This is a genomic window from Anaerococcus sp. HMSC068A02 (genome assembly GCF_001811125.1).
GTDB lineage: Bacteria > Bacillota > Clostridia > Tissierellales > Peptoniphilaceae > Anaerococcus > Anaerococcus vaginalis_C.
The window spans coordinates 1-7697 of the sequence record NZ_KV803724.1 but is presented as its reverse complement, the minus strand read 5'-3'; the positions used below and the strand labels follow the sequence as shown (position 1 = coordinate 7697).

Sequence of the window (7697 nt, the reverse complement as noted above, 5' to 3'; positions counted from 1 at the left end):
GTTGGTCTATTAAAGTTATTAGCGTTAAGCGTATTATTTAATTACTACCATTATACCATAAAATTGAAATGTTTGTATCTAATAGAAAAGCTTAAAATATAGATGTACGATTAATATGCTATAGTGTATTTTTAGTATAAAATCTAATTTTTGGGTATAATTTAATTAATTATTATGATGCATTAGGAGGTAGAATTTTGGAATTAAATCATGCAGATATTATAGAAGATGTTCTTGAAGGATATATGTTTTCTGAAAAAAAGGTTACTGATGAATGTAAAATTTATACAATTGAAAATTCTACTGGCTGTGGCGAAATGCGTTGCTACAATTTATTTGAAGGCGTTCAGTTATCATATAATAACCTAAATATGGAGACAGCATATCAAAAAATAAATCCTAAAAGAGGGGTTTTAGAAATAGATCATTGTTTAGAGGGATGTTATGAGTTTAAACTTGAAAATAATGAACGTGCTCTGATAGGTAAAGGCGATCTAAGTGTAATTGAGATAGGTAAAGTTCCTTTTGAAGATTCGTGCATACCAACAAAAAAATATGTGGGACTTTCAATATTTATTGATATTGAAAAGGCACAAAATTCTATTGATAAATACTTTCCGTATGCAAAAATTGATTTGTTAGAAATAAAAGATCGTTTGTGTAAAAATGGTGCAGCTTTAATTATTCATTCACGTCATGAGATAGACCATGTTATTAGTGAACTTTATAGAGTAGATTCTAGAATAAGACTTTCTTATTCAATTATAAAAACAATAGAGTTGTTATTATTTTTAAATTTAGTTGAAAGTTCAGATACTTTTAAGTTAATGTCTTTTTCAGAACCAGTATATAAAGCAACTGTAGAATCATATAAGACGATTCTAAATAATCCTTTTGAAAGATATTCTATTTCTGATTTATCAAAAAAATATGCTATTTCAGAATCCAGTTTGAAGAGATGTTTCATATACATAACTGGAAGCTCAATAGGTAATTTTATTAGGGAAAATTGTTTAGAAGCCGCTGCTAAATTATTAATTCATAAACCCTTAATGTCAATAGGAGAGATTTCTGATTTGTCAGGATATTTGAATCCTAGTAAATTTTCTGAGTCATTCAAAAAACATTTTGGGCAAACTCCTCAAGAATATAGAAAAAAATCCATCTGACCTTTTTAGAGCAAATAAAGAGCTGTCAGGTTATAAAGAAAATATCCATCTTACTTTATAATAAAGTTGAGATGGATATTTTTTTGTAAATATTCTCTATACACATTCTATGTACATTTTATTAATTGACGGAGGTGTTTTATGAACAATAAAAAAATGACTACAAAAGATGTAGTAACAGTAGCTATTATGATTGCCTTGTTTTATGCAATTTCTATTGTTGTTGGAATGAGTATGGTTGCTGTTCCAGTTGTGTATATTTATGGTACTGCTGGAATCGAAATGTTTATAGGAGCTATTTTCTACTTGGTAGCAGCTAACAGACTTAATAAACATGGGCTATTATTTATATGGATATTAATTTATGGTCTTATCACAGCAGCTATGGGTTATGTGTTTATGCTTCCATATTTTATTGGACTTGCTATTTTGTGTGAAATAGTAATGATAGGCAAAGACACTTATATAAATCCAATAAGAAATATGATTGGCTGGAGTGTTTATGGTGCTGGTATGTTCATGGGAATAGGAGTTCCATGTTGGATAGCTTGGGAATCTTATCAAAAGCAAGCTTTAGAGAGTGGGTTTGCAGATAAGACCTTAACATTGCAATATAATTTGGTATCTTCACCAAAACTACTATTATTAGGTGTAACAATAACCGTTATATTATCTGCTTTAGGTGTTTTGTTTGCACAAAAAATTCTTAAAAAACACTTTAAAAAGGCGGGTATTTTAGAGTAAATGGAGATATATGGGAAATGAAAATAGAAAAAATAAGTGGAATAACTTGTCTTTTTTTAACTATAATTTCCTGTATGGTGTCAATATTTACAAAAAGTTACTATATGCATGCTCTGTTTGTAGGATGGCTTTGTATGCTTTTAGCATATTTTGGTTTTATCAAGCAGAGCATTATTTATTTTATGATATATAGTTTTACTACATTTTGGTTATTAAAAATGATACCTAGTGGTGTAGTTATAATTTCTCCAATGCTTTTGGGAATGTTGTATAAATTCATAGTTCCAATCATGGCAGGATTTTTAACTTTTAAGATACCATCAGGAAAATTAATTTCAATATTTCACAAATTAATGTTGCCACGAAATTTTGTACTTATATTAACGGTAATTATTCGATTTGTACCAACAATTGCTGGGGAATTTAGAACGATAAAAGAAGCTATGAAAGTAAGGGGATTTACAGGTAACTTTTTTCATATTTTATCAAATCCTTTGAGGACTCTTGAATATGCTATAGTTCCTTTAATTTTTCGTTCTATAAAAGTAGGGGATGAATTATCAGCAGCAGCGATTGTTAGAGGAATTGAAAACCCAATAAAAAGGGATTCATATTATAGTAACAAGTTGTGTAAATTAGACATAATTATAATAACTGCAAGCTTTGTTTTATTTATATTATGTCTTATATGAGAGGTGCATCATTGAATAATAAACTGGAAATTAGGAAATTATCTTTTTCATATAATAGCAATAAAGATGAACAGTTGAAAGATATAAATTTAGACATTAAAGATGGTGAATGTTGTGTAATTATAGGGGAGTCGGGATGTGGCAAGTCTACTTTGACAAGGGCTATAAATGGATTAATTCCAAATTTTTACGAAGGAAATTTAGATGGAGAAGTATATATTGATAGCAAATCTATCAAAAATTTAAAATCATGGGAGATAGCAAAGTTAGTCGGTAATGTATTTCAAGATCCTAGAAGCCAATTTTTTGCCAATGAAGTTAATGGAGAAATTGCATTTGGACCGGAAAATTTGGGATATAAGCGTGATGAAATAATAAGAAGAGTGAATGAATCAAGTGAGAAAATGAATATTGATAAATTGTTAAATAATAGGATATACAATTTATCCTATGGAATTAGGCAAAAAGTAGCAATTTGTTCAGCGAGAGCTATCGAACCATCTATATATGTATTTGATGAACCATCTGCAAATCTTGATTTGAAATCAATATATAAATTTTCAAAACTTATAATGGACTTAAAAAACGAAGGGAAAACTATAGTAATTGTTGAGCATAGGTTATTTTATTTAAAAGGAATAGCTGATAGGTATTTATTGATACAAAATGGATCTTTAACAAATAGTTATAAAGCAGAAGAATTTGATAAAATTAGTTCAAAAGACTTAAATGCATTGGGCTTACGCTCAATAAATCTTGATGATATTGTTGTAGATGACCACAAAATTAAAGAAAAAGAAATTATTAGTGACAATTCTTTTGATTTTGAGGTGAAAAATATTAGTAAAAAATATAAAAATAATTTCGTACTAAAAGATGTGTCACTTAAATTTGATAGCAATGAGACTATTGCTTTAGTAGGAATAAATGGAACAGGTAAAAGTACACTCGGTAAAATTTATTCTGGGATTCAAAATCAGACTGATGGAGAAATAAAGATAAATGGACTCAAAGCTAATAAAAAGATGAGGTTAAGCAAAGTGTGGTATATTCCTCAAGATTTAGACTCTCAATTATTTGGGGAAGATTTGATGGATGAATTATTAACTGGGTTAAAAAATAGAGAAGATTATATCACGAAAGCAGAGGAACTTTTAAAAAAAGTTGGATTATTTGATATAAGAGATAAGCATCCAGCAACTTTATCAGGTGGTCAAAAACAGAGATTGGTTCTATGCGTAGCTATGTTGAGAGAAACACCTTTTATTATATTGGATGAGCCGACATCAGGGCTTGATTTCAGGAGTATGGATAAGGTGGGGAGATTAATCAAAGAGGAACAAAAAAAAGGAACAAAATTTTTGATAATTTCTCATGATATTGAATTTATAGCAAAGACGTGTGATAGACTTGTAAAACTAGAGAATGGGATAATAACAGAAGATTTTTATATTGATAATATAGGACAGCTGTTAAGAGCTATGGAGGCTAAATAATTTAGGAGGTGCGTAATGGAAGTTTTAAAAAAGCATATAGGACAAATTTTATCATCAGTTATTATTGCAGTAATTGGTGTTTTTTGTAGTGTTGTACCATATTTTGCTTTAGCTAAGATTACTCAAAATATAGCAATTAGTAATACAGATTTAGAATTCTATATAAGACCAATTTTGCTTATTTTAGGTGGGTTAATAGGAAGTGTTATTTTCCATGAGATTTCAACTTTAATTTCTCACAATTTAGCATTTCGCATAATAGAGGATGAGAGGAAGAAACTTGTAAGAAAAATTAATAGATTATCAATGGGAGAGATTGAAAAACGATCTAGTGGAGAATGGACTCAGTTTATGGTAGAAACTTTGAATAAAATTGAGCAACCGATAGCTCATGTTATTCCTGAAGTAATAGCTAATCTTATCATTCCAATCGCTTTAGTAGTTATTATTTTTATAATGGATTGGAGGATTGGAATTGCAAATCTTATTACATTACCACTAGGGGTGTTATTTTCAATTCTAATGATGGGTGGATATGAAGAAAAATCACGAAATTATCAAGAAGCCGCAAAAAACATGAATACAACAGCTGTTGAATATATTAGAGGTATTCAAGTTATAAAGGCATTCAATAAATCTGCATCATCATATGGAAAATTTGTAGATGCTGTAAATAGTAATAGAGACAGTATGCTAAATTGGTATTTAAGTGTTTGTTTCTATATGACAGCAGCAATGGAAGTTTTACCATCAACTTTATTATTTGTTTTACCAACTTCTTTATACTTGTATATGAATGGAAGTATTGAAGTAGGCAATCTAATAATGTGTGTTTTATTATCTTATGCCTGCTACAAACCTTTGATTAAAGCTATGAGTCATATGGATACTATGGCGAATGTGAGAGTTGTAATTGATGAAATAAAAAATGTTATGGAGTTACCAGAGTTAGAACGAGGTAATGGAGAGGGAAAAATAAGATCATACGATATTAATTTTGAAAATGTATGTTTTGCCTATAATGATAAGAAAAAAGTTTTTGATAACTTATCCTTTAGTGCAAAAGAAAATAAACTTACAGCTATTGTTGGTTATTCTGGCGGTGGAAAATCCACTATTGCTAAGCTAATTGCGGGATATTGGAACATTAATAAAGGGAAAATATCCGTAGGAAATGTAAATCTTAAAGATGTTTCTCTTGAAAAGAACATGGAACTTGTAACCTATGTATCACAAGAAAATTATCTATTTAGAAAAAGTATTATAGATAATATGAGAATGGCAAATCAAAATGCTAGTATTGAAGAGATAAAAGACGCTTGTAAAAAAGCTTCTTGTCATGACTTTATTATGAGTCTTCCTAATGGATATGAAACCATAATTGGAGAATCTGGAAGCAATTTGTCTGGAGGAGAGAGACAAAGACTTACAATAGCAAGAGCTTTGCTTAAAGATAGCCCAATAGTTTTATTAGACGAAGCTACAGCATATTCTGATCCAGATAATGAAGCTGAAATTCAAAAATCTATAGATGCATTAGTTGAAAATAAAACGGTTATTATGATTGCTCATAGGCTTTCTACAATAATAGGAGCCGATAAGATCATAGTATTAAACAATGGGGAAATTGAAGCAGAAGGAACTCATAAAGAACTTCTTGGAAAAAGTGAAACATATGCAAAAATGTGGAAATCACACATAAGTTTATCAAACGATAGGGGTGAGTAAATGAAAGAATTAATTCACAAGTTATATTGGGTCGCTGGAAAAGAATCTTCCAAAATTAGCAAGATGTTTTTCTTTGAAGTATTAAAAAGTATATTTGAAGGAATATCCCTTGGAGCTACAATGTTGCTTTTACTTAAAATATTTCAAAATATATTTGAAGGAAGAAATATTACACAAGAAGACATCTATGTCGTATTTGCAATAGCTCTACTAAGTGTAGTAGGGAAAATATTATCTAGTTATATGGCTGATAGAAATAAATACATCGCAACTTACAATATGGGAGCAGAAAATAGGCTATATATAGGTGATCAGCTAAAAAAAGTGAATATGGGATATTTTAGCAGTAATCGCCTTGGAAACATTTCAGGCGGATTAACCACAGTTATAGGTGAACTTGAAACCGTAGGAGTTAATATAATAGAAACTTTATTTGTGGGAGTAATTCAAACTATAATAATGGCGATATTTATGATTCCGTTTGATATAGTTACAGGTTCTATAATTTTAGGAACTTTATTCTTAGGAATGTTATGCAATGTTATCTTTCAAAAGAAATCAGATGAGTTGACTAAAAAATTACAAGCGTTAAAAATAAATCTAAACGCATCTACTTTAGAGTATGTTAAAGGTATTAGCGTCATTAAGTCGTTTGGAAAAAGTGGTGAAATGACTAAAGAATTGGACAGAGAGATTTATAAAAATAGAAGAGGCTTTATAAATGTTGAAAAAACTGTAGCACCTGCTGCTTTGATATTTCTAATTATATTTAAATTAGGGATTTGTCTTATTATATTTTCAGCTATTTATAGATTTTGTATAGGAGAAATTGATCACTATAAAGCTGTAATGCTTGTAGTGTCTAGTTTTATTGTTTTTTCTGGTTTTGAAATGGCTGGAAGTATGCAAAACGTTAGAGGAATAGCTATACAAAACTTGGATTCAATTGCTAAACTTAGGAATTTACCAACAATTTCAGAAGGCACAAGAACAAGCTTTGAAAAAGGAGATATAAATCTAAAGGACGTTGACTTCTCATATGACGAACAGAACTTATTTAACCGTTTAAATTTAGATATTCCAAAAGGTAAGACTACAGCAATTGTAGGTGGTTCTGGAAGTGGAAAAACAACACTTTGTAATTTGATAGCTAGATTTTGGGATGTAGATTCTGGAGAAATATTGATTGATGATAATAACATAAAAGATTTTAGGTATGACAATCTGTTATCTAATTTCACTTTTGTTTTTCAAGACGTCTATTTATTTGATGACACTATAAAAAACAACATTAAGTTCGGAAATCCAGAAGCTAGTGATGAGGAAGTTATTAATGTTGCTAAGCAAGCACAGTGTCATGAATTTATTATGAAGTTGTCAGATGGTTATGACACAGTTTTACAAGAGGGTGGATCAAATTTATCTGGAGGAGAGCGTCAGAGAATATCTATAGCAAGAGCTATGCTAAAACCAAGCAGAATTGTTATTCTTGACGAAGCTACTTCAAGTGTAGATCCAGAAAATGAACAACAACTTATAACTGCTTTAAACAATTTGTTAAAAGATAAAACTGTAATTGTGATTGCACATAAACTTGAAACTATTAAAAATGCTGATCAAATTGTTGTTATGGATAAAGGAAATATTGAAAGTATTGGTAAACATAAAGAGCTTATGGAAAAATCACACATATACAAGAGCTTTATTGAGAAAAGAGAAAAAGCTACTGGTTGGAAAATTGAATAAAATTTAATAGAGGATGATTTTATGAAACAAGATATGAAAGAACAATTATTAACAAAAAGACCTATAGATTTGCTTTTTCAATTATCTATTCCTGCTGTAATAGGAATGATAGTAATAGGTCT

Annotated in this window: 6 protein-coding genes; all 6 read left to right on the top strand. The window is 29.5% G+C overall.

The window, feature by feature from the left end; translation table 11 throughout:
- Window positions 1–197: 197 nt before the first annotated feature.
- The 6 genes from HMPREF2782_RS02815 to HMPREF2782_RS02790 all read left to right on the top strand — a co-directional run bounded on the left by HMPREF2782_RS02815 (window position 198) and on the right by HMPREF2782_RS02790 (window position 7575).
- Window positions 198–1169 (top strand): helix-turn-helix domain-containing protein, encoded by a 972-nt coding sequence (locus tag HMPREF2782_RS02815; RefSeq protein WP_070640717.1) that lies wholly within the window; start codon window positions 198–200, stop codon window positions 1167–1169.
- Window positions 1170–1310: 141 nt separating this feature from the next.
- Window positions 1311–1913, top strand: a complete 603-nt coding sequence (locus HMPREF2782_RS02810; protein WP_019132966.1) for an MptD family putative ECF transporter S component — start codon at window positions 1311–1313, stop codon at window positions 1911–1913.
- Window positions 1914–1930: 17 nt separating this feature from the next.
- The gene (locus HMPREF2782_RS02805; protein ID WP_000687642.1) at window positions 1931–2605 is read left to right on the top strand and encodes an energy-coupling factor transporter transmembrane component T family protein; all 675 of its coding nucleotides are present in this window, start codon (window positions 1931–1933) and stop codon (window positions 2603–2605) included.
- Window positions 2593–4101 carry an ABC transporter ATP-binding protein gene (locus tag HMPREF2782_RS02800; RefSeq protein WP_070640714.1) on the top strand — a complete coding sequence of 503 codons (1509 nt, stop codon included), beginning with the start codon at window positions 2593–2595 and terminating at the stop codon, window positions 4099–4101. The genes HMPREF2782_RS02805 and HMPREF2782_RS02800 overlap by 13 nt, the downstream gene beginning before the upstream one ends.
- 15 nt (window positions 4102–4116) lie before the next feature.
- Window positions 4117–5829: an ABC transporter ATP-binding protein gene (locus tag HMPREF2782_RS02795; protein WP_048942973.1), complete on the top strand. Its 1713-nt coding sequence runs from the start codon at window positions 4117–4119 to the stop codon at window positions 5827–5829.
- Entirely contained in the window at window positions 5830–7575 is a 1746-nt protein-coding gene (locus HMPREF2782_RS02790) for an ABC transporter ATP-binding protein (protein WP_006701969.1), read from the top strand.
- The last annotated feature ends 122 nt before the right edge of the window (window positions 7576–7697 follow it).